At 44.4% G+C, this 25,365-nt stretch carries 28 protein-coding genes; 10 read left to right on the top strand and 18 right to left on the bottom strand.

All coding sequences use genetic code 11. From position 1 onward, the window contains the following. Positions 1–53: 53 nt before the first annotated feature. The 9 genes from nqrM to bolA form a co-directional block, all read right to left on the bottom strand. Positions 54–287, bottom strand: a complete 234-nt coding sequence (nqrM, locus tag L4D05_RS02365) for a (Na+)-NQR maturation NqrM (RefSeq protein WP_265675807.1) — start codon at positions 285–287, stop codon at positions 54–56. A 12-nt stretch (positions 288–299) separates the two neighbouring features. Continuing rightward, positions 300–1,298: an FAD:protein FMN transferase gene (locus tag L4D05_RS02360; protein ID WP_390902940.1), complete on the bottom strand. Its 999-nt coding sequence runs from the start codon at positions 1,296–1,298 to the stop codon at positions 300–302. Between the two features lie 165 nt (positions 1,299–1,463). Then, the gene (gene nqrF, locus L4D05_RS02355) at positions 1,464–2,690 is read right to left on the bottom strand and encodes an NADH:ubiquinone reductase (Na(+)-transporting) subunit F (protein ID WP_265675808.1); all 1,227 of its coding nucleotides are present in this window, start codon (positions 2,688–2,690) and stop codon (positions 1,464–1,466) included. 35 nt (positions 2,691–2,725) lie between these two features. Beyond that, positions 2,726–3,322: an NADH:ubiquinone reductase (Na(+)-transporting) subunit E gene (gene nqrE / locus L4D05_RS02350; protein WP_265675809.1), complete on the bottom strand. Its 597-nt coding sequence runs from the start codon at positions 3,320–3,322 to the stop codon at positions 2,726–2,728. Positions 3,323–3,329: 7 nt separating this feature from the next. Continuing rightward, positions 3,330–3,962, bottom strand: coding sequence for an NADH:ubiquinone reductase (Na(+)-transporting) subunit D (locus L4D05_RS02345; RefSeq protein ID WP_244358056.1), 633 nt, complete (start codon positions 3,960–3,962; stop codon positions 3,330–3,332). Next, a complete protein-coding gene (locus L4D05_RS02340) occupies positions 3,962–4,741 on the bottom strand; it encodes a Na(+)-translocating NADH-quinone reductase subunit C (RefSeq protein WP_428750584.1) in 780 nt (259 codons plus the stop codon). The genes L4D05_RS02345 and L4D05_RS02340 overlap by 1 nt, the downstream gene beginning before the upstream one ends. Next, a complete protein-coding gene (locus L4D05_RS02335) occupies positions 4,731–5,972 on the bottom strand; it encodes an NADH:ubiquinone reductase (Na(+)-transporting) subunit B (protein WP_428750583.1) in 1,242 nt (413 codons plus the stop codon). Before L4D05_RS02335 ends, L4D05_RS02340 begins: the two co-directional genes overlap by 11 nt. Before the next feature lie 3 nt (positions 5,973–5,975). Beyond that, positions 5,976–7,316, bottom strand: a complete 1,341-nt coding sequence (locus L4D05_RS02330) for a Na(+)-translocating NADH-quinone reductase subunit A (RefSeq protein WP_428750582.1) — start codon at positions 7,314–7,316, stop codon at positions 5,976–5,978. A gap of 501 nt (positions 7,317–7,817) precedes the next feature. Further along, positions 7,818–8,126 (bottom strand): transcriptional regulator BolA, encoded by a 309-nt coding sequence (gene bolA, locus L4D05_RS02325; protein WP_428750581.1) that lies wholly within the window; start codon positions 8,124–8,126, stop codon positions 7,818–7,820. Between the two features lie 149 nt (positions 8,127–8,275). Here bolA and L4D05_RS02320 point away from each other — a divergent pair, with 149 nt between their 5' ends. From L4D05_RS02320 to L4D05_RS02305, 4 genes are all read left to right on the top strand, one after another. Beyond that, entirely contained in the window at positions 8,276–9,406 is a 1,131-nt protein-coding gene (locus tag L4D05_RS02320; RefSeq protein WP_428792917.1) for a methyltransferase, read from the top strand. A 134-nt stretch (positions 9,407–9,540) separates the two neighbouring features. Next, positions 9,541–10,110: a YajG family lipoprotein gene (locus tag L4D05_RS02315; RefSeq protein ID WP_428792916.1), complete on the top strand. Its 570-nt coding sequence runs from the start codon at positions 9,541–9,543 to the stop codon at positions 10,108–10,110. Beyond that, positions 10,110–10,655, top strand: coding sequence for a peptidylprolyl isomerase (locus L4D05_RS02310; protein ID WP_428792915.1), 546 nt, complete (start codon positions 10,110–10,112; stop codon positions 10,653–10,655). The genes L4D05_RS02315 and L4D05_RS02310 overlap by 1 nt, the downstream gene beginning before the upstream one ends. 69 nt (positions 10,656–10,724) lie before the next feature. After that, a complete protein-coding gene (locus L4D05_RS02305; RefSeq protein WP_428750675.1) occupies positions 10,725–12,071 on the top strand; it encodes an AmpG family muropeptide MFS transporter in 1,347 nt (448 codons plus the stop codon). A 125-nt stretch (positions 12,072–12,196) separates the two neighbouring features. Here the strand turns inward: L4D05_RS02305 and L4D05_RS02300 are convergent, their stop codons facing one another. The 3 genes from L4D05_RS02300 to L4D05_RS02290 all read right to left on the bottom strand — a co-directional run bounded on the left by L4D05_RS02300 (position 12,197) and on the right by L4D05_RS02290 (position 14,188). Next, positions 12,197–12,889, bottom strand: coding sequence for a ChrR family anti-sigma-E factor (locus L4D05_RS02300; RefSeq protein ID WP_428750578.1), 693 nt, complete (start codon positions 12,887–12,889; stop codon positions 12,197–12,199). Between the two features lies 1 nt (position 12,890). Then, the gene (locus L4D05_RS02295; protein WP_428750577.1) at positions 12,891–13,469 is read right to left on the bottom strand and encodes a sigma-70 family RNA polymerase sigma factor; all 579 of its coding nucleotides are present in this window, start codon (positions 13,467–13,469) and stop codon (positions 12,891–12,893) included. Between the two features lie 119 nt (positions 13,470–13,588). Then, positions 13,589–14,188, bottom strand: a complete 600-nt coding sequence (locus L4D05_RS02290; protein WP_428750576.1) for an LON peptidase substrate-binding domain-containing protein — start codon at positions 14,186–14,188, stop codon at positions 13,589–13,591. 312 nt (positions 14,189–14,500) lie between these two features. Here L4D05_RS02290 and L4D05_RS02285 point away from each other — a divergent pair, with 312 nt between their 5' ends. The 4 genes from L4D05_RS02285 to csdA all read left to right on the top strand — a co-directional run bounded on the left by L4D05_RS02285 (position 14,501) and on the right by csdA (position 18,095). Continuing rightward, entirely contained in the window at positions 14,501–15,286 is a 786-nt protein-coding gene (locus tag L4D05_RS02285) for an outer membrane protein OmpK (RefSeq protein WP_428792914.1), read from the top strand. A 124-nt stretch (positions 15,287–15,410) separates the two neighbouring features. Beyond that, positions 15,411–16,304 carry a 2-dehydropantoate 2-reductase gene (gene panE / locus L4D05_RS02280; protein ID WP_428792913.1) on the top strand — a complete coding sequence of 298 codons (894 nt, stop codon included), beginning with the start codon at positions 15,411–15,413 and terminating at the stop codon, positions 16,302–16,304. Continuing rightward, the gene (locus L4D05_RS02275; RefSeq protein ID WP_428792912.1) at positions 16,297–16,899 is read left to right on the top strand and encodes a DJ-1 family glyoxalase III; all 603 of its coding nucleotides are present in this window, start codon (positions 16,297–16,299) and stop codon (positions 16,897–16,899) included. The genes panE and L4D05_RS02275 overlap by 8 nt, the downstream gene beginning before the upstream one ends. Next, positions 16,896–18,095 (top strand): cysteine desulfurase CsdA, encoded by a 1,200-nt coding sequence (gene csdA / locus L4D05_RS02270; RefSeq protein WP_428792911.1) that lies wholly within the window; start codon positions 16,896–16,898, stop codon positions 18,093–18,095. Before L4D05_RS02275 ends, csdA begins: the two co-directional genes overlap by 4 nt. Positions 18,096–18,239: 144 nt before the next feature. Here csdA and L4D05_RS02265 read toward each other — a convergent pair whose 3' ends face one another. From L4D05_RS02265 to L4D05_RS02250, 4 genes are all read right to left on the bottom strand, one after another. After that, on the bottom strand, positions 18,240–18,665 hold the full coding sequence (locus L4D05_RS02265) for a SufE family protein (RefSeq protein WP_428792910.1): 426 nt from the start codon (positions 18,663–18,665) through the stop codon (positions 18,240–18,242). A gap of 13 nt (positions 18,666–18,678) precedes the next feature. Continuing rightward, on the bottom strand, positions 18,679–19,488 hold the full coding sequence (gene tcdA, locus L4D05_RS02260; protein WP_428750570.1) for a tRNA cyclic N6-threonylcarbamoyladenosine(37) synthase TcdA: 810 nt from the start codon (positions 19,486–19,488) through the stop codon (positions 18,679–18,681). A gap of 92 nt (positions 19,489–19,580) precedes the next feature. After that, complete coding sequence (mltA, locus tag L4D05_RS02255) at positions 19,581–20,696, bottom strand: murein transglycosylase A (protein WP_428792909.1); 1,116 nt, start codon at positions 20,694–20,696, stop codon at positions 19,581–19,583. A gap of 70 nt (positions 20,697–20,766) precedes the next feature. Continuing rightward, positions 20,767–21,192 carry a DUF2850 domain-containing protein gene (locus L4D05_RS02250; protein WP_428792908.1) on the bottom strand — a complete coding sequence of 142 codons (426 nt, stop codon included), beginning with the start codon at positions 21,190–21,192 and terminating at the stop codon, positions 20,767–20,769. A 210-nt stretch (positions 21,193–21,402) separates the two neighbouring features. Here L4D05_RS02250 and argA point away from each other — a divergent pair, with 210 nt between their 5' ends. Continuing rightward, the gene (gene argA / locus L4D05_RS02245; RefSeq protein WP_428792907.1) at positions 21,403–22,740 is read left to right on the top strand and encodes an amino-acid N-acetyltransferase; all 1,338 of its coding nucleotides are present in this window, start codon (positions 21,403–21,405) and stop codon (positions 22,738–22,740) included. Between the two features lie 175 nt (positions 22,741–22,915). Then, positions 22,916–23,095, top strand: coding sequence for a hypothetical protein (locus L4D05_RS02240; protein ID WP_428792906.1), 180 nt, complete (start codon positions 22,916–22,918; stop codon positions 23,093–23,095). 99 nt (positions 23,096–23,194) lie between these two features. On the opposite strand, the gene L4D05_RS02235 is transcribed toward L4D05_RS02240, so the two are convergent. Then, positions 23,195–23,830 (bottom strand): OmpA family protein, encoded by a 636-nt coding sequence (locus tag L4D05_RS02235; protein ID WP_428792905.1) that lies wholly within the window; start codon positions 23,828–23,830, stop codon positions 23,195–23,197. A gap of 7 nt (positions 23,831–23,837) precedes the next feature. Next, positions 23,838–25,364, bottom strand: a complete 1,527-nt coding sequence (locus tag L4D05_RS02230) for a vWA domain-containing protein (protein WP_428792904.1) — start codon at positions 25,362–25,364, stop codon at positions 23,838–23,840. Position 25,365 lies beyond the last annotated feature (1 nt).

Raw genomic sequence — 25,365 nt, 5'->3', positions numbered from 1 at the left:
GCAAAAAAGCCAGAGCGAGGCCCTGGCTTTTTAATGTGATTGAATTCATCTTTTTAGGCGATGCGATCTTTTTCCCAAGCGGCCAGCTTTTCAGCTCGAACTTTCGCTTTTGCTTCGCGCTTTTTACGTGCATCACAAGGCTCTGGGCAATTACAAACTTTATCAATGCCTACAGCACCTAAACCACCACAACTACCTTTCACGACTTTCTTTTGAAAAATGTAGCCAACAGACATTGCAGCAATAACCGCAAGAAACACACCAAATGTAACTAAAAACGTACTCATTTTGTCCACCTCTTACTGATTAAGGTAAGGCTTAAAGGCCTCTGATGCAATTTCTTTATATCCATCGTCGGTCTTCACCACAATGAAAGCAGGGATCTGGTTTTCGTCCGCAATTTTTAGTGCTTTGTCTTCACCTAGCACCATTAATCCTGTCGCAAGGCCATCCGCTGTCATTGATGACTTATCTAAAATAGTCACTGACACTACTTTATTATGAATAGGCTTACCCGTTGCAGGATCGATAATGTGAGAATAACGCACACCGTCTTTCTCAAAATAATTGCGATAATCACCAGACGTCGCAATAGCCATGTCACCTGGCTCAATGATTTCTTGGATATTACGTTCGTCAGTTGACGGTTTTTCAATCGCGATACGCCATTTCACGCTTTCACGATTCACGCCTTTCAAACGCATTTCACCACCAACTTCAACCATATAGTCATCAATGCCAACGCTCTCGAGGTACTCAGCGACCACATCAACACCCCAACCTTTGGCTATTGTTGAAAGATCAACATACAGACTTCTTAGGTCTTTGCGCAGCGTTTCATCCGTGGCCGATAGATGAGCGATACCCGTTTGTGCTTTACGCTGAGCAAGCTCTTCATCTGTCGGTACAATTTCCGGCCTTGCCTCTGGGCCAAAGCCCCATAAGTTAACTAACGGCCCTACCGTGACGTCTAAAGCACCTAATGTTAGCTCATTGAGTCGAATGGCTTCATTCACCACAATCGCTGTCTGCTTAGAGACAGGAAAAGGTTCTGTCCCGTAATAACGGTTAAACCGGCTCAGCTCTGAATCTTGTCGGTAAGTCGACATTTGATCGTTGACTTCCTCTAGCAGGTCATTGATCTCTGCCTGGATATTTTCCGGCTTCGGCGTGTTCTCTTTCACTATGTACTTCACATTATAGAGCGTTCCCATTGTAGGGCCACTCAAATGAATTTGTTCACGACTGCCGCCACAAGCGGACAAAACTATTAAAGCCATAAGGCTTACGATAATCATTCTCAAGCGTTTAGCTAGATGAAACATACTTTTACTCACCTACCGAATTTAAAAACATTCTGCTTATCAGTCTTTTATAAGAACGGATAACCACGAATATTCTTACATTCTAAAAATAAAATGGCTGACTCACATGAGCCAGCCATGATCATACATTACCTAAACTTAACCACCGAAGTCATCAAGTAGGATGTTTTCATCTTCAACACCAAGATCTTTCAGCATGCCGATAACAGCAGCGTTCATCATTGGTGGACCACACATATAGTACTCACAATCTTCAGGCGCTTCATGGTCCTTCAGGTAGTTTTCATACAATACGTTATGGATAAAGCCGGTGTAACCATCCCAGTTATCTTCTGGCATTGGATCAGACAGAGCACAATGCCATACGAAGTTTTCATTCTCTGCCGCTAGGCCGTCAAAATCATCTACGTAGAACATTTCACGCTTAGAACGTGCACCATACCAGTAAGACATCTTACGCTTCGACTGAAGACGTAACAGTTGGTCAAATATATGTGAACGCATTGGCGCCATACCTGCACCACCACCGATGAAGACCATTTCATTGTCCGTTTCTTTAGCGAAGAACTCACCAAATGGACCTGAAATTGTACATTTATCACCAGCTTTAAGTGACCAAATATAAGACGACATCACACCAGGTGCTACGTCTGGGTTATTTGGCGGTGGAGTCGCGATACGTACGTTAAGCTTGATGATGCCTTTCTCTTCTGGGTATGAAGCCATTGAGTAAGCACGAATCGAATGCTCTTTTACGATAGACTCGTAACGGAATAAGTTAAACTTGTCCCAATCTTCACGATATTCCTCAGGAATATCATAATCCGCATATTTAATGTGGTGAGGTTCAGCTTCAATCTGAATATAACCACCAGCACGGAATGGTACTTCTTCCCCTTCAGGGATTGCCAGCGCCAATTCTTTGATGAAGGTTGCTTCGTTATCGTTTGAGATAACGGTACATTCCCACTTTTTAACACCAAAGATTTCTTCTGGAAGCTCAATGTCCATATCCGTTTTCACGGCAACTTGACATGCTAAACGCTCACCTTCACGGGCTTCGCCTTTAGAAATGTGGTCAAGCTCAGTTGGCAGAATATCGCCACCGCCTGATTTTACTTTTACGCGACACTGACCACATGAGCCACCGCCACCACAAGCAGAGGAAACAAAGATGCCTTTACCCGCCATCGCGCCGAGTAATTTGTCACCTGGAGAAGTTGTGAAGCTCTTCTCTGGATCACCGTTAACGGAGATAGTTACGTCACCTGTTGGTACCAACTTTGATTTAGCAAATAAGATTACTAATACCAAAGCCAATACGATCAAGGTAAACATCACTACACCAAGGATAATAACTTGCATTGACTATTCCTTAAAATTTGTGTCGTTTACCCGACCTACAGTTGAACACCAGAGAACGACATGAAGCCAAGAGCCATCAGACCAACCGTAATAAACGTGATACCAAGACCACGCAAACCCGGAGGTACGTCTGAATACTTCATTTTCTCACGAATACCCGCTAACGCAACGATAGCTAGCATCCAACCAATACCTGAACCAAAGCCATAAACCACAGACTCGGCAAAGTTATAATCACGTTGAACCATGAACGATACACCACCAAAAATCGCACAGTTAACTGTGATCAATGGTAGGAAAATACCCAGAGCGTTATACAACGGTGGGAAGAATCGATCGAGGATCATTTCTAGGATTTGAACGAGCGCTGCGATTACACCGATAAACGTAATGAAGTTCAAAAAGCTAAGGTCAACACCTGCAACTAAAGCGTTCTCTTTCAACACGTAGGTATAAACAAGGTTGTTCACTGGCACAGCAATGGTCAATACCACAACAACCGCAACACCAAGACCAAACGACGTTTTCACTTTCTTAGACACGGCTAAGAAAGTACACATTCCCAAGAAGAATGATAACGCCATGTTTTCGATGAAGATCGATTTAACAAGTAGACTAATATAATGTTCCATTTCGACCTTACTCCTTCGCTTCTACTTGTTCTGGTTTAAGGATACGGATAGCCCAAATCATAAAACCAATTAAGAAGAATGCTGATGGTGCTAGAAGCATCAGACCATTTGGTTGATACCAGCCACCGTTAGATACCAGTGGAAGTACTTCAACACCAAACAGTTTGCCAGAACCTAGTAGTTCACGGAAAAATGCAACTGTCATCAGTACAAAACCATAGCCAAGACCATTACCAATACCATCGATGAATGACGGCAGTGGCGCTGATTTCATTGCAAACGCTTCCGCACGACCCATTACGATACAGTTCGTAATGATCAAGCTTACAAATACTGAAAGCTGCTTAGAGATATCGTAAAGATACGCTTTCAAGATTTGGTCAACAACGATTACCAAAGAGGCGATGATCGCCATTTGTACGATGATACGCACACTGTTTGGCATATGGTTACGAATAAGCGAAACGAACAAGTTAGACAATGCAGTAACGAAAATTACCGCCAGTGTCATTACAAATGCTGTCTCTAATTTCGTCGTTACGGCGAGTGCAGAACACACACCTAGAACTTGAAGTGCAATCGGGTTGTTATCCAACACCGGTGCAAACAGGCTCTTTTTCATTTCTTTAGCATCAGACATTAGTTCAGACCTCCGTCACGAACCTTCGTTAGGAAAGGACCAAAGCCCATATCACCTAACCAAAAGTCAAATGTGTTTTGAACGCCGTTACTTGTCAACGTGGCACCAGATAGGCCATCTACGCCATGCTCTGAACCAGCAGGAGCACCACCTTTCACCACTTTGATAGCTGGCTTATGGTTTTCATCAAATAGCTTCTTACCAACAAACTGATCACGCCAAGTTGGGTTTTCAACTTCGCCACCCAGTCCAGGAGTCTCACCTTGCTCGTAGTAAGTAATACCGTTCACTGTGTTACCGTCAGTTTGTACCGCTACAAACGCGTACATCATTGACCATAGACCATTACCATGAACAGGTAGAATAAAGCTCGTTACCTTACCGTCTTGCTTAACAAGATAGATAGTACCCACGTTAGCACGACGAATGATCTTCGCTTTATCTTGTTCTGCCGTTAAACGGATAGATTCTGATGGTACTTTTGACGCTTTACGTTGGTCGTAAGTTGCAGCGTCATCATTGCCAACTTTGTCAACAAATTCACCGGTATCAAAATCAACCAAACGAGGTTCAATGTACTCAGCAAACAGCTCAGGGACTGTCCCCTCCGCTTGAATACCAGCAACATCAACAATCTTGCTTTGTTTATCTAAAACCGCATTAGCTTGCTGCTTATCACGTAGGCCAACAGCCGCTGTTGATACAACGATTGAGCACACTAAGCTCAATGCGATAACAACAAACAGCGTTTTTTTAATGCTATCGTTATTACTTGCCATAGCGCGCTAGTCTCCGTTTGATGTTTTTCTCAATAACCACGTGGTCAAACAGAGGGGCAAACAAGTTGGCGAATAAGATCGCTAACATCATACCTTCTGGATACGCTGGGTTAACCACACGAATCATGACACACATCGCGCCAATCAAAATACCGTACCCCCATTTACCTTTGTCGGTAAATGATGCAGATACTGGATCCGTGGCCATGAAGAACATACCGAATGCGAAGCCACCCAAGACAAGGTGCCAATGCCAAGGCATTGCAAACATAGCGTTGGTGTCAGAGCCTACAACATTGAACAAGGTTGCAACGGCTATCATACCGATCATTACACCGGCGATAATGCGCCATGACGCAATGCCCATGTAAACAATCATTGCTGCACCAATCATCAGTGCAAGTGTCGACACTTCACCAATTGACCCTGGAATGTTACCGATGAAAGCGTCCATCCAAGTGATTGTTTGACCAGTAATGTTGTTCAGTAGTGCGCCTTCGCCGCCTTGTGCCCATTGGCTCAGTGCAGTAGCACCTGAGAAGCCATCAGCCGCGACCCATACTACGTCACCCGAGATTTGAGCAGGGTAAGCAAAGAATAGGAATGCACGACCTGCCAATGCAGGGTTAAGGAAGTTACGACCAGTACCACCAAAGATTTCTTTTGCGACAACAACACCAAAGGTAATACCTAGGGCTGCCTGCCAAAGCGGAAGAGTTGGTGGGACAATCAAAGCAAACAAGATTGATGTCACGAAGAAACCTTCGTTAACCTCATGTTTACGTACCATACAGAACAACACTTCCCAGAAACCACCAACAATAAACACGGTTGCGTAGATTGGTAGGAAGTATGTGGCACCAAGTAGCATCTTACTGCCCCAACCTGCGTCGGCCCCTAAAGTGCCGCCAATAGCTTGAGTTAGCCAGTAATGCCAGTTGCCATCGATGATGTTCGCAAGTTCTGCGCCAGCATACATGTGGTTAAGCGCCATGATAGCTTGGTTGCCTGAGTTGTACATACCCCAGAATACTGCTGGGAATACCGCAAACCAAACCATGATCATGATACGCTTCAAGTCGACGCTATCACGAACGTGCGAGCTACGCTGTGTCACCAAGCCTGGTGTGTAGAACAACGTCGCCGCTGCTTCATACAGAGCAAACCACTTCTCGTGTTTGCCACCTGGCTCAAAGTGATGCTCGATATCCTCAAGGAATTTCTTAAGCATGAATTACCCTTCCTTCTCAATTTTGTCTAGGCACTCACGTAGGAGTTGACCATATTCGTACTTACCTGGACAAACAAAGGTACATAGCGCCAAATCTTCTTCATCTAGCTCTAGAGCACCAAGGCGTTGTGCACTGTCGATATCGCCAGCACATAAATCGCGAAGAAGTAACGTTGGTTCCATATCTAAAGGCAGTACTTTTTCGTAGTTGCCGATAGGTACCATTGCACGGTCACTACCATTCGTTGTCGTTGTCATGTTAAACAACTGACCTTTAAACACATGGCTTAAGAATGAACGAGTAATAGAGAACTTGTTTTTACCCGGTACAGCCCAACCAAACAATTCCTTCTCACGACCTTCGCGTAAAACAGAAACTTGTTGGTGATAGCGACCTAGGTAAGCATGAGGACCTTTAGCATGTGTACCTGACAGTACAGAACCAGAGATAACTCTAACTTCACCCGGCATCAATTCGTTATCCGTAACCTCTTCTAGACTAGCACCTAGCTGAGTACGAATTAAACGAGGATTGTTTACTACAGGACCTGCAAGAGAGATAACACGGTCGGTGAAGATTTCACCTGTAGTGAACAGCTTACCAAACGCAATAACGTCTTGATAATTAATGCTCCATGCTACCGTTTCCGCATTAACTGGGTAAAGGTAATGCATGTGAGTGCCCACGAGACCTGCTGGGTGCAGACCGTCGAAAACGTGCTCTTCTACATTAGGCTGAGTTGAACGAGGAAGACTGGTGCCTTTCTTACACACGTATACCTTGCCATCTGTCAATTTAGAGAGAAGGTCAAGGCCAGCTACGAATGCCTCTTTCTGTTCATTGATGATCAATTCAGGTTCAGCCGCTAACGGATTAGTATCCATTGCTGTGACGAAAATCGCCTGAGTTGTTGAATCAATCGCGGGTACCTTGCTAAACGGTCGAGTACGTAAAGCTGTCCACATACCAGAAGCAACAAGCTGGTTTGTGATCGTCGCGCGATCAAGCCCTGCTAGTTGGTCTGCTGTGTAACTTTCGAATGTCACTTGGTCGTTGCCACTTACTTCAATCACTACAGATTGAAGTACGCGTTTTTCACCACGGTTCACTTCGATAACTTTACCGCTTGCTGGTGAAGTAAACATAACGCCAGGGTTCTTTTTGTCTTCAAAAACAACCTGACCTTTCTTTACTTCATCGCCTACACGAGCATGCATTGTTGGACGCATACCCACGTACTCTTCGCCAAGCAAGGCGACTTTAGTGATGGACTTACCATCATTAATCACCTGGGATGGAGTTCCTGCAATAGGAAGGTCCAAACCCTTTTTTATTGTAATCATACGCACTTGCACTACTTTTATCGGGAAAAAGATTCTTTTTATTGCGTAACATTTAGACACGACATTGAGGTGTCTCGCCTCAGCGTTTTAAACACCAAGACAGCAACATCACATTAACAATCTCACTGTGAAATCACAGCGAGATTTGTCTGGTGCGGTAGTTTAACATCTTTTGCAAAGTGGATGCCATGATGAATCCCTGCAATAACCTTATTATTTCGAAAGTTTTGCTATTGCAGCGCTTATCAATATTGATAACTTTGACGTATCGCACAAAGCGTTATTAAGTCTATTAAAATTAAGCAGTTAATTCATTCACAAAATGAAACAATTGAACTTAAACCACCTTCATTCAAAAACATGTTGAAACACTGTTAAGAAAATACCCCTTAAGGGCTAGTGTTTCGAGCGAGACGCCAGCTTCCATTAACAGGACTAATACCAGCTATAAAAAATGTTATTCATCGCTAAATCGACAGGCTTAACTGTACAAAAATGTAACTATTTGCCACCACCAGCGCAATCTGGACTATTTGGAGATTGCTGGTTTTTGTCATTCCACTCTTGAGGGGTATAAGTGTGAATAGCAAGGGCATGGATCATACCGGCTAGCTCCTCAGCTAGAGCGGTATTTATTTTACGATGGCGAGCGATCAATCGATCGCCTAAAAATGCATCACTAACAACGACAACCTTAAAGTGACTCTCTGAACCTGGCGGGACGTTATGCATGTAGCTTTCATTAATGACATCTAGAAACGTAGGGGCAAACGCTAGATTAAGTTTCTGCTCGATGGTTTGTTGAATCATCTGACTTCCTTAAGCAGGGTTATTATTATGACATTGTCGGTAAAGTATATCCTTTACTTAATCAATAATCTCCCCTTAAACCGTATTCTCTTTGGCTATTGGCGCGAGTTTTTGTCAAAATACAGCGATAATCACTAAATCTCATCATTATGAAAACTGAACTTTCCCTGCTCGGCCGCACACTCGAACTGTATCGCTATCCAAAGCTTAATAACGAAAAGCTTCAGGCATGGGATGCAGGCGATGAATATTTGATTACCCATATTGAAGAACAAAACCTCAATCGTGACCAGCATATTTTAGTGCTGAATGACAATTTCGGCGCATTGAGTTGTTGGTTGTCTTCCCACCACATCGTGACGACCGTTAGTGACTCTTTCATTTCCCAGCAAGGCATACATGCCAATCTTGCTCATAATCACTGTGCCGAGATAAATGTTATCGCCTCCGTTGATAACTGGCCGAAAAACGTCAATCTAATCATTATGCAAATACCGCGTAATAACCGCTACCTGACTTGGCAATTAAGTCAAATTCGCGCTTTGTATGGTGATACCTGTCAGGTCATAGCGGTAAATAGAGCCAAGGAAATCCACAGTTCAACGCTGAAATTATTCGAGAGGCACCTTGGTCATACGACCACCTCTTTGGCATGGAAAAAGCACCGCTTAGTCTTTAGTGTTGGTGATCAGCCAAACCCACCTCATGTCGATCCGTATACCACTTGGCAGGTAGAAGAAGAGTCTATGACGCTATCAAACTTGCCCAACGTGTACTCAGGGGAAAGTCTCGACCTTGGCGCTCGCTTTTTCTTACCGCACCTTCCAAGCCACACAAAGTACCGAGATATTGTTGATTTAGGCTGTGGTAATGGCGTCCTGTCGGTCAAGCTCAGACTACTCAATCCAGAAGCCACTATTACCTCTGTTGATGAGAGCTACATGGCGGTTGAGTCAGCAAAAAACAATGTATCGCTAAATCGCTTATCGATTGAGAAAGCTCGATTCGTTGCCAATAACTGCCTAGACGGTTTCAGCGCAGAGTCGCAAGATCTCGTTGTCTGTAATCCTCCGTTTCACCAGCAACAAGCCATCACTGATCATATCGCATGGCAAATGTTCTGTGACGCAAAGCATGTTCTTCGGACTGGTGGCGAGTTATTAGTTATCGGAAACCGCCACCTAGGCTACGATAAAAAACTAGAGAAATTGTTTGGTAAGCGGCAGGTCAAACTTGTCGCGACTAATGCTAAATTTGTTATTTTACAGGCGACTAAGTAAAGTTATCGTCATAGTTAGTGAATACGCTAACGACACTATACGTTATCAGATAGAATTTCGTCAGTGCACGCACCCCAGTATTGCGCTGACAAGTGCTGACTCATCGTATTGATGAGTGTAAAAAGGAATTAAGAATGAAAAAGCTCGTTTTAGCCGCAACCATCGTCTTATTAGCTGGTTGTGCAAGCCCAAAACAAGAACAAATCAATTTTGCTCCACAAGCCGCCACTAGCGCGGCAAAAATTGTCGAAGGCAAAACCATGTCACTTTCTAGCCAAGATGTGCGTACTGCGCAATATGTCGCGTTAATGGATAATGGACGCGCCAATATCACGCCTATTCACACACGACAAAATGTTCGTATTGGCATTGAGAACGCATTGGTTCAGCAATTTTCCTCTCAAGGCTATAAAGTCACTGTAAATAGTCCAAATACCATAAAAGTAGAGATTCAAGAAGCCCTCGTCTCCGTCAAACACACCGTTATGGAAAATGATATGGCTGCCAACGTTGTTGTAGAGCTAACGGTTGAAAACAGCAAAGGTAAATTAGTCAAAACGTATACGGGCAAGGCCACGCGTTCTGGGCTAATGAGCGCATCAAACGATGATATTGAAACCGTCCTCAACGATACTGTTAACCTTGTCCTTAAGGAAATTTCGAACGACGCTGAACTGGTTGATTACATGAAGGAACGTTTCTAATGATGAGAACTCTAATTTCAACACTGGCTTTAATGTCTGCCACCGTTTTTGCAGCACCAACCGTACAGGTTGACACCAATATCGGCTCTTTCACCGTTGAGCTAAATGAAGAAAAAGCGCCAGTGAGTGTCGCCAATTTCCTACGCTACGTTGATGATGGCAGTTACGTAAATAGTCAATTTCATCGCGTTATTCCTGGTTTTATGGCTCAAGGTGGCGGCTTTGATGAGAAATTTAATCGACTACCTGTCAATAAAGCGATTCAAAATGAAGCGGCAAACGGTCTTGATAATGACATAGCAACTATCGCTATGGCACGTACTCAAGACCCAGACTCCGCGACGCGTCAGTTTTTTATCAACTACGCCGACAATGATTTTCTCAATTACAGCGTATCAAACCCCGGCTATGCGGTATTTGGTAAGGTAACCGAAGGGTTTGATGTGGTGAAAAAAATGTCGCAAAAACCAACTCGCACGGTGCGTGGCATGCGTGATGTACCAATGGACCCCATTGTCATTACTAAAATTGAACGCCTTCCATAAACCAATCAACAGAGAGAGTTCGCTCTCTCTTTTTCTTTTTAGGTGAGGAGCACCTCTGTGGAACAGAAAATGACATGGCAAGATACAATCAGAAGCTATTGGGATAAACGTCTACTCTGGGTGTTTATGCTCGGCTGTTCTAGTGGTTTCCCATGGGTATTAATTGGTTCCAATATGTCAGGCTGGCTGAAAGATGCCGGACTCACTCGTACCGCAATCGGTTACTTTGGCTCGGTCTTTGCTGTGTACGCCATTAACTTTTTATGGGCTCCTCTTGTCGACCGCGTTCGACTCCCTATATTATACCGTACGCTTGGACAACGACGCAGCTGGATCTTTTTATGCCAATCTTTAATGTTAATTTGTACATTATTGATTGCGGGTGTGAATCCAGCGGAAAACCTAATGCTCACGTCGCTATTGGCGTTAGGTATAGCCATTGCTTCGTCTACTCAAGACATAGCCGTCGACGCCTTTAGAATCGATACGTTCCCAAAATCTCAATCCAATAAACTGCCTCAAGCTTCTGCGATGGCCGTAATAGGTTGGTGGACAGGGTACTCTCTCCCTGGCTATTTGGCTTTCGTTAATGCCGATAGTATGGGCTGGAATGGCGTGTATTATGGCATGGCTATTATTGTCGGTGTCCTCATGATGTTCACCCTATTGGTAGGTGAACCAAAAACGGATCGGGACGCACTGCAAGCGCAAGCGGAGCAGCGCCATCAGAAGGTGGTAGACAACAAAGTTCTCGCTTGGCTTAGTGTCACCGTCATCGAGCCCTTTCTTGATTTCTTCCGCAGCAACGGCGTAAGAGTGGCGGCAACCCTGCTGCTATTTGTATTCCTATTCAAAATTGGTGAAGCCTTTTTGGGCAGAATGTCCATCCCGTTTTACAAAGAAATTGGCTTTAGCAATGAACAAATTGGTTATTATTCTAAGCTCATTGGATGGGGAGCCACCATTGCTTTCACACTGCTAGGCAGCATGTTTAATGTACGATTTGGAATCGTCAAAGGTCTTATGATTGGCGGAATTGCCATGAGTGCGAGTAACCTTATGTTTGCTTGGATCGCTCAAGTAGGGCCTAACGAGCATCTTTTCTTAGCGACGATCATCGTCGATAACTTTACAACTGCGTTCTCCACCGTGGCGTTTGTCTCGTTCTTGACTATTTTGACCGGGCAAGCTTTCTCCGCCACACAATACGCCCTCTTAGCATCGCTAGGGAATTTTGGACGAACAACATTGGCTTCGTTCAGTGGCGAACTGGTCGATATGCTCAATGATTGGAGCCTGTTCTTTATTATCACCTCACTGATGGTCATACCAAGCCTAATTATGCTCTATTCGCTAAGGCACTATTTTAATGACTTACTGACTAAAGCAAAAGAAAGGGACTGCGCGCCAAAGTAGTTTTCGAACATATACTGACTGATATAAAATACTCCCCCTATACTTGCCGCATAGGGGGAGTATTTTTTGCAACATCTAACGCCCTAGCAAATCGTTAGAAGCTGAGCAGCAGCAACCTTACTACTCTAAGGATACATTCCCTTACCAAAGCGGTTAAATAGCCTTGCAACGCCCTGAGTAAATACCAATGGCTGAGTCAAAATAGACAAGCACAAACAGTCTTGTCCTTCCATCGTTTGGGGAGAATGTTTCGTATCTTCGTTTTCTTCTACGTAGTCACCTTGCTGATAATAACCCTGCTCATCACTAAATGCGCCATGGAGCACTAAAGTGGACTCTATCCCTTTATGCGTATGCTGAGGAACTTGTACACCTTCAGTAATGTATAAAAGGCTCACTCGGTAATCTTCACCCAGATCGGCGTTTGAGGTAAAGACTTTACCGCCGTAACTTCGCCACTCTCCCATCCGCTCTACAATCGGCCTTAAGGAAGCTGGGACTAAAAATGTTTTATCATTAACTTTTACTTCAGCAGCAGGGCGAGGTTTTGGTGAGGAAAAATCCACATCTAAAGACATAATATCCTCGAGCATATTTTCAAACACACGCTGGGTTTCGATCTCAGATTTGGTATTACGTTCAGTGCTATCTAGCGGTGACTCTGTCAATGCGTTTGCGGCAATCGCTTCCAATTCAGTCACGCGTTCGCTACATCGACTACACGATTCAAGATGCACAGCAATAGCAACACCTCTTGCCGTGTCTATCTCTCCATTGGCGTAGAGAGAAAGTAAAGTATCATCTGGATGGTAAGCCATATCAATGCTCCTCCATGGAGAGTCGTAATTTTTCCACGGCTAGTCTCAAGCGAGACTTCACGGTGCCAAGGGGGATGTCGTACATATCTGCTACTTCTTGATGGGGTAAATCCTGCAAATATACCGCCCTAACAACGTCCCTTTGTGATTTGGGCAAGCTATCAAGAAAATGAATAATCTGCTCTTTTAACCTATCAGTCTCAGGCGAGTAATGATCGACAAAGTCCGGCGGGCAATAATCTGTTGGCCATATGTCATCAGCCCGCACATGCAATTCCTTCCCTTTCTGCTTACGCAGCATATCGAAGCACAGGTTCCGAGTTATTGTGTATATCCACGTTGATACCGCACTTTTCTGAGCGTCGAATAAGTGCGCTTTCTGCCAAACCGCCGCCATCGCTTCTTGCACGATTTCAATCGCAATCTGATCATTGCCGATATAACGAAAAGCAAATTGCTTCAATCTTGGGGAGTAATAGTGAAAAAGCATGGCGTAGGCTTGCTTATCTCGCGACTTAATCTTAGCCATACACTCGTTCCACTCTTGCTTGCTAAGTGTTTCTGAGTCGTCTGCAATCATAGACAAAATCCTAGGTTAGTTGCATTACGTCATTAGTACAGTGTACGCACGGTTTAAACAATGGATCACAACAAAAGTCATGCGAACATTTTTACCACTGATATTGGCACACTAAGCTATTAACTATTTGGCTTAGATTCAATTAGGCCATGCTTCATTATGGCTTGCTCTATAAAACTCAGCATAGCCTCACAGTCAGGCTGAGCCACTAACTGCTCAAATTCTTGGCAAGATACGGGCAAGACTTCTAACCATCTCTGGCTAACCCAAGTTGCGTCGTCATAAAAACAATGCAAATAAAGCGATTCCAGCACAGGAAAAGCTTTGTAAACTTCTTGCAGTCGTTCACCAATATATTCTTGTTGTCGGCTTAATGTTTGGGGTTGCCATGACGGTAGCCAATTGACATTAGCTAGTCGCAGGCCGTCATACTCGCTAACAACACTGTTAATTAAAAAACGTTTAATGCCTGAAACAGTGATACCCAGTATGTCACCTTCCAATACTTCAAAGTCAACGATACTAACGAATGTCCCTGTCTGCGTCACATTGCCCGGTGGGCGCCCCCCATCCTCATCAATCAAACACATTCCAAAGCCAGAACTCTCTTTCAAACACTGAGCTACCATCCGCTTATAGCGTGGTTCGAAGATTCGTAATTTCATTTTCCCTTCAGGTAGAACAATCGACCCTAGCGGAAATAACATAATTTGAGACATTCAGGCTCCTTATCGATATGCACAACGTTTTTACGCTGCTATCAGGAGATTCGATCAACGCATAGAATATTGTTAGCAATTTTAACGTCATTGTTAACAAAAAGATGCGCAGCATTGGTTGATTTGTATGCAATTCATAAAAGTTCCCTTAAACCTTCAATAAATGTGATAGCACTCTCAATATTTAGCAACCGTTTGCGACGTTGCACATTTACTTTGCGATACAAATCGCTATCATGCACCCCCATCGGATGAGTTCGCACGGAAAGCGACCAATTTTTCAGTACAACTTTAAAAAGAGTAGATCTCATTATGCGTAAATCACTTTTAGCTCTTGGCGTTGTTGCAGCAGTGGCATCAGTTCCAGCTTCAGCAGAATATCTATACGGTTTCGGTGGTGTTTATCTTGATCACCAAAGCTGGGACCACGGTCCTAACTCAATTGAAGATGGCAACGATGGTCGTGGTCGTAACCAATTCGTGCTAGGTATCGAAGGTGGTGCAGGCTTTACTTGGGGTGAGCTATACGGTTTCTACGATCGTGAAAGTGTTGAAAAGAGCTCATCTGAGCAAAAGAACTCTATTAAAGGTTCTGCGCACGTTTACCTAGGCGACTCTGGTGTATCTCTATACGGTCAGGTATATCACCATGATAACCCTAACCAAAGCGAAACTAACCGCGTATTGGGTCTTGGCTACACTGCGCTGCAAGGTGATAACTGGTTCTTCAAACCATGGGTGGGTGTTCATGACATCACATCTTGGGACAGCTTTTCACCTAACCAAAACGTTAACGGCAACAACGGCTACATGGCTGGTTGGACGGCACGTTACGGCTTCAACGCATTTGGTCAAAATTTCTCATTCGTAAACTGGAACGAAATCGAATTCGACCGTAACGATGAATACGCTCAAAACCAAGGCGGTAAAAACGGCCTAAACGGTGCACTACTATTCAACTGGCACGCAACTGAAAACATTACCGCTGCGATCCAGTACCGTTACTTCCGTAACAAGCTAGGCGTTTACGGTTCGTCAGGTGCTAACCAACAGCACTACGGTGATGCAATCATCTACCGTATGCAATATAACTTCTAATCTCTATTCAATAGAAGAAGTTCGAAAAAATGGCGCATTCGCGCCATTTTTTATGCCTGTTACTTTCGAGTATTGGTGATAATTTTGCTATTCTTCGCCTATTACTCGTAACTCATTACTTGCTGTGAACATAACTATTCTAGGCCCCGGTGCCATCGGCTCTTTGTATGCGTACAAATTAAAACAAGCCAGACACGACGTCTCTGTTTGGGGTAGAAGCTCAAATAACACCGTCGACATCCAATTAGATCACTTGCCAACGTTGCAGTTTGCGAATCAAAACCTCGATGCCCTCAAGCGTGCTGACCTGTTAATCGTGACACTCAAAGCCTGGCAAGTTGAAGCGGCGTTATCACCGTTACTCCCGCTACTGCACCCCGATACCATGATATTGTTTTTACATAATGGTATGGGCTGCGTCGACAAACTGGCTAAAGAACTGACAAACTTCCCGGTACTCCTCGGCACTAGTACACACGGCGCACTCAGACGTAGCGCGGTGCATGTTAACCACACCGGTCTAGGGGAAACCCATATTGGCGCTTGGAATAATAAAGGACAGCAATGCCAGTTTTTATCTGACGTACTGAATCATGCTATCTCGCCTGTAAAGTGGCACCCATCCATCCAGCATGCACTTTGGACGAAACTTATCATAAACTGTGCAATAAACCCGCTAACCGCGCTCGAAAATTGCAATAATGGGCAACTGGCCGAGCAGCGCTACCGCCATCAAATTGAGCAAATTATCGATGAAGCGCACTCGTGTGCCGAAAAAGTGGATGTGACGTTAGATAACGCTTCTCTCAAAGAAACTGTCTTCAGCGTCATCACTAAGACTGCGCAGAACTACTCCTCCATGCAGCAAGATATCAACCAACAACGCACCAGTGAAATTGAATTTATCACGGGCTATGTCGTTAGCATTGCGGAAAAATATCAACTTAATATCCCGGTAAATAATGCGCTTTTTAAACAAATAAAATCCATTGAAGCCAGTTGGAGCAAACATGACTAAACGAATACTAGTGCCTATTGCGCCTGGCACTGAAGAAATGGAAGCCATAACCATCATAGACACCATGATCAGAGCAGGCTTTCAAGTGACAACAGCCAGCGCCGCTTTTGATGGTAGCCTAACGATGAAAGGCTCACGAGGCATCACCTTAACCGCCGACTGCAAGTTAGTAGATGTGGCTGATGATGAGTTTGATGTCATTGCTCTACCGGGCGGTATTGGCGGTGCTGAGGTATTCAGAGACAGTGTTGTATTGGTAGAAATGGTGCGCCAGCATAAATACGAAGGCAAATTGCTCGGTGCGATCTGCGCCGCGCCAGCATTAGTGCTTATTCACCACGACCTATATCCGGATGCACTCATGACATGCCACCCTAGCTTTCAATCACATATCGCAGATTCGTGCTGGCGACCTAAACGCGTCACGTTCGATGTCAATCACAACCTGATGACCAGTCAAGGACCCGGTACAGCACTTGAGTTTTCTATCGAACTCATTATTGCCCTATGTGGCAAAGAAAAAGCCTGGCAAGTGGCAGAACCTATGGTCACAAACCCCACCTTACATTATCACGAAATGGGGAAAAGAACATGAGTATTCTCCAAGCGATCCGTGAGCAGTTTCCGGCGTTAACTCAAGATATCGTCTACCTAGACAGCGCTGCGACCACTCAAAAACCACAAGTGGTCATCGATTGCCTAACTGACTACTACAAAAATCAAAATGCTAACGTGCATCGTGGTAGCCACTCACTCACCGCTCAAGCAACAAGTCGTTTTGAAAGTGCTCGCAACACCGTTGCACGCTTTATCAATGCCTCTTCAAGCAAAGAGATCATTTGGACGAGAGGAGCAACAGAAGCACTCAATCTCATTGCTCAGACCTATGCACGCAGCTCTCTTCAACCTGGTGATGAGATCCTAATCTCTGAAATAGAACATCATGCCAACATCGTTCCTTGGCAAATTGTGGCTGAACAAACAGGCGCATCAATCGTCAAGATTCCGATGACACTGGACTGTCAAATTGATGCTAAGCAAGCCGCTGAGTTAATCAACGAACGTACAAAAATTGTTGCCATTGCTCAAGTCACTAACGTCACCGGCAGTCGCCTTCCTATTGAGGCAATCATTGCTGCAACGCGTGAAAAGAGTCGCGCTGTCGTCGTCATTGATGGTGCGCAAGGCATTGTGCATGAGCATACCGATGTCCAAGCACTCGATGCCGATTTCTACGTTTTTTCTGGGCATAAGCTATATGCGCCAGCTGGGATTGGCGTGCTGTATGGCAAGCAAGCGCTGCTTGAATCTATGCCCCCATGGCACGGCGGCGGAAAAATGGTCGAGCACGTCAGTTTTACACAAACGACCTTCTCTGCATTACCGGGGAAATTTGAAGCAGGAACGCCTAATGTCGCAGGCGCATTGGCCCTTGCCTGCGCTATCCAATGGCGTGAGCAGTATAACTTGTCTGTGCTAGAGCAGCATGTCGCCGCTCTTCAACAAAGAGCCTTCGATGCGCTTAATGCTATGGATGATATTACGGTGATCGGTTATCAACCGGGTTCCAGCGTCATTACCTTCATCATGCAAGGCGTCCACCACCAAGACATCGCCACCTTGTTAGATCAGCAACACATTGCTGTACGCTCAGGGCACCATTGCGCACATCCTCTAATGGATGCACTCGGTGTTAAAGGAACGGTTAGAGCCTCTTTTGCGATTTACAACACGCTACAAGAGGTCGACCGTTTCATCGAAGCACTGGAGAAAAGTGTCGATATCCTTTGATAGTATTGCCAATACTTAAATACGCCAGACAAAAAAACGCCATTCAACAGAAGTTGGAATGGCGTTTTTTTGAATATGAGAGCGCATTTACGCGAAACCAATATACCTCACTTATACGGTTTACTGGTTTACTGGTTTACTGGTTTACTGGTTTACTGTCACTTTAATCGTCTCGACGATGGCTTTCAAACCATTACCTCGAGACGGGCTGAGATGATTGACTAAATTCAACTGTTCGAAGTACGCGTCGATATCAAAAGCCAAAATTTGCTGAGAGGTTTTATTATGATAAGCCGCTAATACAATTGCGATTAGTCCACGTACGATACGTGCGTCTGAGTCCGCATCAATGTGCCAAACCCCACCCTCTTCACTCATGTGCAACCAGACTGAGCTTTCACAACCGGAAACCAGCACCTGATCCTTCTTAGCGTCTGCATCCAGTGTCGGCAGCAATTTCCCCCACTTTACTACCTGACGATAGCGCGCCTCCCACCCGTGAAGTTCAGCCATCGTAGTAGCAATATCACTTGCGGTGATTTCAATGCCAAAAGGTTGGTTATCCGTCATGGTCTGTCTCCCTCTACGCTCGATATTTCTGAATCAATCTGTCAACAATTCTAGATACTGCCACAAAACCAAAGCTCGCAGTCACAACCGTTGCAGCGCCAAACCCACTCGCACAATCCATTCGTTTCGGGCCCTCCGCTGTTGATTTAACGCCACAAACCGAGCCATCTGCTTGAGGGTATTTCAATTGTTCAGTAGAGAACACGCAATCAATACCAAACTTCCTAGCTGGGTTTTTAGGGAAATTATGATGACGGCGCAATGTGTCTTTAAGCTTCTTCGCCAAGGGATCTTGAATCGTTTTGGTTAAATCGGCGATTTGGATTTGGGTCGGATCGATCTGACCGCCCGCACCACCAGTCGTAATGATCTTAATCTTATTACTTCGACAATACGCCAATAATGCCGCTTTAGGTTTCATACTATCAATCGCATCGAGAACATAATCGAAATCTTTGCTGATGTATTCCGCGACATTTTCTGGCTCGATAAAATCATCGATGAGGTTGATTTTACACTCAGGATTAATCAGCTTTACACGCTCAGCCATCACTTCAATTTTGCTCTGACCAACCGTTCCCGTCATGGCATGAATTTGACGGTTAATGTTGGTCACACAGACGTCATCCATATCGATAAGTGTTAACTCACCCACTCCTGTGCGCGCCAGTGCTTCAACTGCCCACGAGCCTACACCACCAATACCCACAACACATACATGCGCAGCGCGAAGTATTTCGACCTCACTTTGCCCATAGAGACGTCGTGTACCACCGAATCGTTGATTATAATTGTCGGAGGCTGGTTGGTTTAGTTCTCGCATAACACTACCTAGCTAATGATGAGTAAAAAAGAAAGAGTGCGATTTATACGCACTCTTTCTATAAAGGTCAACTGCTGCTCTTTTTCAAATAATTATTTCTTTTTTTCGGCTCTTTTTTCTGGCGACAGCGCCCAAGGATCTTGCGAAGGTGAGTTCTCTAAACCTAGCTTCCAAACCCGACCGAAGTGCTTATAGTGCCCCGCTTGAGTGCCCGCGAAATCACCTAGCCCATGATACAAGTCAAAGTGATTTCCTTTCACTGCACCACCGGTATCCAATACAATCAGTAGTCGCAGTTCATGTGCTCCGCTCCACGTACCATCAGCGTTAAGCAGTGGCACTTCCGCTAGAATTGGTGTCCCCATAGGGAAGGTACTTCGATCACCAGCCACTGCAGCCATCGCCTGAAGTGGGATGCCGGCGGTACCCGTCACTGGCGCCGCCTTTTGTGGGGCAAAAAAGACATAAGAGGTATTTTCTTCTAGCAAGGCTTGAACGGGTTTTTCGTCCTGCTTCATTACCCAATCTTTAATCGCTTTGAGTGACATTTTTTCTTTTGGCACTTCGTCACGCTCTATCAGAACGCGACCAATACTGACATAAGCACGGTTGTTTTTCCCAGCATAGGCGAAGTACTCTAAGGTGTCGTCATCACCAAAATGGACAAAGCCACTGCCTTGTACTTCCATAATAAAGGGGTCAATCAGATTATCCGCATAACCAAGCTCTAGACCCTGACCATTCAAAGCGCCGCCGTAGATTTCCGCTCGCGTTGGGCACTCTTGTTGGCAATCTGGTAGACCATAAACCGGATATTTAAACTTCTCATCAGGATGATGACGAAGCTCCATAACTGGTGAGAAATAACCGGTAAACAAAACGTTGCCTTTTTTATCACCGCCACCCAGTTGCGCAGCCTGAACACCATATTCACCTAGCTGTTTGGGATCACCACTCTTTATCGCCCATTCTTGCAACTGTTCATACAATGGTTGATACGTTTTTGCCATAGATGGTGAGTTTTTGGTGACCTCGGCCGCCTGTTTTTCAAAACTATTGAAGTTTCTTGGTTGATTGGACTCAATCACTTCTGTCTTGTTCAAAAATGATGGGAACTCTTGGTCATGATACTGCTGTGCGCGATCCGTTTGTTGAGCACACCCAAAAACCAGTAAAACTGAAGCCAGTGGTAAAATACGTTTTATCAAGATTGTTATCCCTTATTGATGTTGCATTCAGGATGGCAAACTCTTTAAAAAATCGCAATAAAACGTAGGGTTATCGGAGGCTTTTTTTGTGTTTTCCTGACAATTCAAACACGGGATGGTAATGCGCTGGCGATAATTGCTGCAATTGGGTTTTATTTTTATTGAGCACTTGGTACTGATAGCGAATATCACCAGAATAAAAGGTTATCAGATCCCCTTTTAAATCAAAACTTGTCGCCACGACTCTGTGGTTGATCGTCACACCATTTTGACCAAGTTCGAACCAATCTTTCACGTAAGAAGCGGCATCTTTCTCTACCCACATCCCATATACCGACGATTTAGGATTACTATGGCTCTGATAGCGCTGAGCCAGATCCTGATAGAGACTCATCACTGCAACAGTACCGATAATCGCCAATAAAATCAGAACTCGTTCAAACAACTTACTGCTTTTTTTAGGTGACGCAGCACTCACCGCTTGAGACGTTTTCATCGAAATAAACCTAAGCCTCTATGATCAATCCAACTGCCTTGCATTATCTACCTCTGCTCCAATAACTGCTACGACAACTCTATCCAAACGTGCTTTTTACTTAACTGATTTCGCTACTCTTAAAATTCCGCTTGCACACGGGTGAATAAAAAGTCATTATTTCCACATAAATAACAGACAAGCTTAGGCTGTCAGTAGAAGGTTACCATCGTGAAAATCCGTAGCACCGCCTTAGTAAAAGGATTTAGGCAGTCCACTCCATACGTTAATGCCCATCGCAACAAGACCATGGTCATTACGCTCGGTGGCGAGGCTTTTTCCGACAAAAACTTCAACAATATCATCAGCGATATCGCATTGCTGCATAGTCTTGGCGTCAAACTCATTCTCGTGCACGGCGCTCGCCCGCAAATCAATGAGCTACTCGAACGAAACGAGTGTCACTCTCCCTATCACAAAGGTACACGCGTTACCGATGAACGCGGCCTAGGCTACGTCATGCAAGCAACGGGTCGCCTGCAGCTCGATATTACTGCACGCTTGTCCATGAGCCTAAACAATACGCCCATGGCTGGAACGCAGCTCAATGTTGTGAGTGGCAATTTTGTGATCGCTCAACCGCTTGGTGTCGATGACGGCATCGATTTTTGTCACAGTGGTAAAGTTCGCCGTATTGATGTCGACGGTATTAATCGCGTTCTCGACCAAGGTTCCATTGTGTTACTCGGCCCTGTTGCCGGTTCGGTAACCGGTGAAACGTTCAACTTACTCTCAGAAGAAGTGGCGACCAAGGTCGCAATAAAATTAAATGCCGATAAATTAATTGGCTTTTGCTCTGAGCAGGGAGTACTCGATAGCAATGGTAACGCATTAGCGGAATTATTCCCGTCTGAAGTCAACCGTATCATTACAGAACTCGAGGTAAACGAAGCTCGTAACCCGGAAAGTAGCAGTGGCACCCTACGCTTTTTACGCGCATCGAAAGCCGCGTGTCACGCAGGCGTTCCACGTTGCCACCTCATCAGCTATAAGATCGACGGTGCACTCATTCAGGAACTCTTTTCGCTTGATGGTATCGGTACCCAAATCGTTAAAGCCAGCGCAGAACAAGTTCGACAGGCTGAAATCGATGACATTGGTGGCATCTTTGACCTTATACGACCGTTAGAAGAAGAAGGCGTGCTAGTTCGACGTTCGAGAGAGCAACTTGAGCAGGAAATCCATCAATTTACCATTATTGAAAAGGATGGCCTCATTATCGGCTGCGCCGCTCTCTATCCGTATAGTGAAGATAAAATGGCGGAAATGGCGTGCGTCGCCATTCACCCGGACTACCGTGATGGTAACCGTGGGTTATTACTGTTAAACCATATGAAACAACAGTCTAAGTCGAAAGGCATTGAGCAGATTTTCGTCCTCACCACACACAGCTTACACTGGTTTCGCGAGCAAGGTTTTCATGAAATTGGCGTGGAATCTCTGCCTATGTCCAAGCAAGATTTCTATAATTTTCAACGTAAATCGAAAATCTTGTCCATGCCTATATAAAACCACACAATATATAAAACCGATTGCTATTAATTAATTGCATAAATTATTTTACAACGCTCTTATAAATGGCTAAAATTCGATCAAATTGCAGATTTTTTTGTGATGTAAGTCCCACTTGGTGGGAGTGCAGGGATAGCTACGTGTGCCACTACTGCCATTGAGAGCAATATCTATGCGTACTGTTATTTGTAATTCTGTCCAAAGCTTTTGGGATATGGCTGAAAACCATCTACTCGAAGGCTTAAATGTTCACTGCGTATTTCCGGCGACTGACAAAATTCAGTCACTAATCGGGATATACCAAGAACAATATAAAATCAACAAAATCACTTTTTCCGAAGTGTTTCAATAGAAATTAGCACAGAGCGGTAAGCTGGTTTTTATTGACGTTATGGTGGCTTAAACTGCCACCATAACGTTGTAGATTACAGTGGTGAAAAATCAACATAGCCTAATCAATGGCATAGACATCCACTCTACGATTAAGCGCGCGAGATTCCACTGCTGTATTGTCAGCAATTGGCTCACTTTCCCCTTTACTCACCTGTTTTACGCTATTGGTTACCCCACTACTAGCCAATAGTTTTGAGACCGTTTCAGTGCGTTTCAAGCCCAACGACAAGTTGTAATGATCCGTGCCGACACTATCAGTATTACCTTCAAGCAATACATACCTATCTGAACGAATCAACGTTGACGCTAATTCTTTAAGTCTTATCTTTTCAGCAGACGACAAGGTTTCGCTATCAAAATCAAAGAACACTGAACCTAACAGCTGATTGTCTTGTACTGGTTCAATCTTCAGTGCTTCACTTAATTGATAACGCTGAATACACAAGCGACTTATCGCCCCGTCTTCAGATAGCGACGCTATCAATTCTTCTACCTCTTCGTTCGTGAACTCTGCTCTAGAGACCAACTGGTGGTTGTACTTTGTCTTCTGTACCACAACCTGTTTAATTGCTGTGGTATGCCATATTCCATCGCTCTCAGAATGACAAACCACTTTCTCATTCGCTATGGATGAAGAGGCATAGAATGTCACCGACAGCACACCAATATAACCGAACGTCTTTGTTAACCTCATTTTTCACCTACTTAAACCTATAGTGTAATTTTGCGCCTGAGCTTGTTTCGCTTGTTATGATGCCTTTTGAAATCATCTTCCTAACTTGATCCAGAACCTGGTCTTGACCAACGTTAGTGACAATATTTTCTTCTCCTAGACACTTCTTAAGGGCATCATATTGGTCTTGTACCAACCGGAATTGGACACCAATAAGTCCCATGTAAATATTGGGAATTTTTTCTCGGATAACCTCGCACATCCCGCTTTCAATTAAATGAATAATCGTATTGTAAGGTTCATCTCGCCCATCACTAATCATTAACATTATCTTTGCTCGTTGGGCGCCGGTACTTGGGGCATTGGCCAGCAGTCTTGCTCCAGAGATCAATCCTTGATACATCGCTGTCCCACCAATCGCGGTCATCTTAGATATTTCCTCAGTCAGGCTGGCTTGATTATTAGTCAAAGGAACAGTTCTAAATACCCCTCCTAAGTTACCAAACTTATCCCTTGCATGTGCTGAACGGCAAATATCGGGATAGTAAATTGAGCCACTGCCTTTTCTCATTTTTAGTGAATCGAAGAGCAAGCTATCCGCTGGGTATTGGAACATCGAATTGATGGTCTTAGTTACATCAACGACCTCGTGAGGATCGGGGTAGCTATCTTTATAGGTAGGTTGTTTTGATCGCCCCAATACGTAATCAAATGTCCTTGCTTGCCTTTGGAGATCAATATTATTGGAGCAATCGCGTCGCCCAATGAGACACTGAGAAAATAGATATTTGGATTGCCCCATCCAATAGTTCCAATCAACGTCCTCATAGTCGGCATAGTCATTAGGGCTTAAACCTAACTCTAGCGTCGATTTATACCTTAAATTGCTTGTGCAACCATAGGAGCCTGAATGGCTCTCATAAACTCGCATATTAAATGGTACTAGCCCAATTCGATTCAGGGACTGATTATCAGTAGATAGCATTTCGTCAACAATGCTATGCAATGTCTCTTTTAATACCGTGACTCGGCGCTGAGGCGCACCGAAGTTCATCGAATTAGACATATCGGTAACAAGAACAATATCAGCAGGAATGCTGTCAATAGTCTCTGATGTTTTGGTTAGCGCTGTTTCTGCGACTGCGCTATTTGCAACTAACTGACGTGCATCGAATGTGAGCAGTTCATCGTCACTCCACCAAGAATTATGCAAGGTCTTGGCTCTCACTTTATAAGTAAGCACAGGCGCACTTTGTCCAAGAGTACTAAACGTCACACTAGAAGAAGTCGTTACAATTTCAAGATCGTTAACGCGTATCTCATCCTTCAAATATGAAGAAAGATAATCAGAAGCGAGCTGCCTTTCTTGTAGTGTATTCTCTGTTCTCGCGGTTGCTAATCCAAGGACAGCGGCTTCTGCTGCGTCGCCAAGCCGAGTCTTCGTTTGCAAATAGCGCGTACCTTCAAGTGCAAGTAAACTTGCACCAAGCAAGCCTACCAAGGTAAAAGCCAAAATAATCGTTGCTGCGCCACCTTGAAATTTAATCGTATTCATC

This window comes from Vibrio nomapromontoriensis (genome assembly GCF_050337205.1).
In the GTDB taxonomy this organism is placed as follows: Bacteria; Pseudomonadota; Gammaproteobacteria; order Enterobacterales; family Vibrionaceae; genus Vibrio; species Vibrio nomapromontoriensis.
Note: the sequence above shows the minus strand (reverse complement) of the source record. Positions and strands in the feature narration are given on the sequence as shown.

What these genes read in the sequence shown, in the direction of transcription:
- nqrM (WP_265675807.1), bottom strand. Translation starts at nt 287, where the DNA reads ATGAGTACGTTTTTAGTTACATTTGGTGTGTTTCTTGCGGTTATTGCT.
- L4D05_RS02360 (WP_390902940.1), bottom strand. Translation starts at nt 1,298, where the DNA reads ATGATTATCGTAAGCCTTATGGCTTTAATAGTTTTGTCCGCTTGTGGC.
- nqrF (WP_265675808.1), bottom strand. Translation starts at nt 2,690, where the DNA reads ATGCAAGTTATTATCCTTGGTGTAGTGATGTTTACCTTGATCGTATTG.
- nqrE (WP_265675809.1), bottom strand. Translation starts at nt 3,322, where the DNA reads ATGGAACATTATATTAGTCTACTTGTTAAATCGATCTTCATCGAAAAC.
- L4D05_RS02345 (WP_244358056.1), bottom strand. Translation starts at nt 3,962, where the DNA reads ATGTCTGATGCTAAAGAAATGAAAAAGAGCCTGTTTGCACCGGTGTTG.
- L4D05_RS02340 (WP_428750584.1), bottom strand. Translation starts at nt 4,741, where the DNA reads ATGGCAAGTAATAACGATAGCATTAAAAAAACGCTGTTTGTTGTTATC.
- L4D05_RS02335 (WP_428750583.1), bottom strand. Translation starts at nt 5,972, where the DNA reads ATGCTTAAGAAATTCCTTGAGGATATCGAGCATCACTTTGAGCCAGGT.
- L4D05_RS02330 (WP_428750582.1), bottom strand. Translation starts at nt 7,316, where the DNA reads ATGATTACAATAAAAAAGGGTTTGGACCTTCCTATTGCAGGAACTCCA.
- bolA (WP_428750581.1), bottom strand. Translation starts at nt 8,126, where the DNA reads ATGATTCAACAAACCATCGAGCAGAAACTTAATCTAGCGTTTGCCCCT.
- L4D05_RS02320 (WP_428792917.1), top strand. Translation starts at nt 8,276, where the DNA reads ATGAAAACTGAACTTTCCCTGCTCGGCCGCACACTCGAACTGTATCGC.
- L4D05_RS02315 (WP_428792916.1), top strand. Translation starts at nt 9,541, where the DNA reads ATGAAAAAGCTCGTTTTAGCCGCAACCATCGTCTTATTAGCTGGTTGT.
- L4D05_RS02310 (WP_428792915.1), top strand. Translation starts at nt 10,110, where the DNA reads ATGATGAGAACTCTAATTTCAACACTGGCTTTAATGTCTGCCACCGTT.
- L4D05_RS02305 (WP_428750675.1), top strand. Translation starts at nt 10,725, where the DNA reads ATGACATGGCAAGATACAATCAGAAGCTATTGGGATAAACGTCTACTC.
- L4D05_RS02300 (WP_428750578.1), bottom strand. Translation starts at nt 12,889, where the DNA reads ATGGCTTACCATCCAGATGATACTTTACTTTCTCTCTACGCCAATGGA.
- L4D05_RS02295 (WP_428750577.1), bottom strand. Translation starts at nt 13,469, where the DNA reads ATGATTGCAGACGACTCAGAAACACTTAGCAAGCAAGAGTGGAACGAG.
- L4D05_RS02290 (WP_428750576.1), bottom strand. Translation starts at nt 14,188, where the DNA reads ATGTCTCAAATTATGTTATTTCCGCTAGGGTCGATTGTTCTACCTGAA.
- L4D05_RS02285 (WP_428792914.1), top strand. Translation starts at nt 14,501, where the DNA reads ATGCGTAAATCACTTTTAGCTCTTGGCGTTGTTGCAGCAGTGGCATCA.
- L4D05_RS02275 (WP_428792912.1), top strand. Translation starts at nt 16,297, where the DNA reads ATGACTAAACGAATACTAGTGCCTATTGCGCCTGGCACTGAAGAAATG.
- csdA (WP_428792911.1), top strand. Translation starts at nt 16,896, where the DNA reads ATGAGTATTCTCCAAGCGATCCGTGAGCAGTTTCCGGCGTTAACTCAA.
- L4D05_RS02265 (WP_428792910.1), bottom strand. Translation starts at nt 18,665, where the DNA reads ATGACGGATAACCAACCTTTTGGCATTGAAATCACCGCAAGTGATATT.
- tcdA (WP_428750570.1), bottom strand. Translation starts at nt 19,488, where the DNA reads ATGCGAGAACTAAACCAACCAGCCTCCGACAATTATAATCAACGATTC.
- L4D05_RS02250 (WP_428792908.1), bottom strand. Translation starts at nt 21,192, where the DNA reads ATGAAAACGTCTCAAGCGGTGAGTGCTGCGTCACCTAAAAAAAGCAGT.
- L4D05_RS02240 (WP_428792906.1), top strand. Translation starts at nt 22,916, where the DNA reads ATGCGTACTGTTATTTGTAATTCTGTCCAAAGCTTTTGGGATATGGCT.
- L4D05_RS02235 (WP_428792905.1), bottom strand. Translation starts at nt 23,830, where the DNA reads ATGAGGTTAACAAAGACGTTCGGTTATATTGGTGTGCTGTCGGTGACA.
- L4D05_RS02230 (WP_428792904.1), bottom strand. Translation starts at nt 25,364, where the DNA reads ATGAATACGATTAAATTTCAAGGTGGCGCAGCAACGATTATTTTGGCT.